The organism is Micromonospora sp. M51 (assembly GCF_018070305.1).
In the GTDB taxonomy this organism is placed as follows: Bacteria; Actinomycetota; Actinomycetes; order Mycobacteriales; family Micromonosporaceae; genus Micromonospora; species Micromonospora parva.
In genome coordinates this window covers 1-448 of sequence record NZ_JAGPXZ010001517.1, presented here as the reverse complement: position 1 = coordinate 448, position 448 = coordinate 1, and the positions used below count along the sequence as shown (strand labels likewise).

Annotated in this window: 1 pseudogene; it reads left to right on the top strand. The window is 52.7% G+C overall.

From position 1 onward, the window contains the following. Positions 1-448: pseudogene (gene rpoB, locus KBX53_RS35745) on the top strand (DNA-directed RNA polymerase subunit beta); the annotation flags it as partial.

Genomic DNA, 448 nt, shown 5'->3' with positions numbered 1-448 from the left:
TCTCTGCGCGTACCGAACGGTGTCTCTGGTACCGTTATCGACGTTCAGGTCTTTACCCGTGACGGCGTAGAGAAAGACAAGCGTGCGCTTGAAATCGAAGAGATGCAGCTGAAGCAGGCTAAAAAAGACCTGTCTGAAGAACTGCAGATCCTCGAAGCTGGTCTGTTCAGCCGTATTTACGCTGTGCTGGTTGCCGGTGGCGTTGAAGCTGACAAGCTCGACAAACTGCCTCGCGATCGCTGGCTGGAACTGGGCCTGACCGACGAAGAGAAACAAAATCAGCTGGAGCAACTGGCTGAGCAGTATGACGAACTGAAACACGAGTTCGAGAAAAAACTCGAAGCGAAACGCCGTAAAATCACCCAAGGCGACGATCTGGCACCGGGCGTGCTGAAGATTGTTAAGGTATACCTGGCCGTTAAACGCCGTATCCAGCCTGGTGATAAGA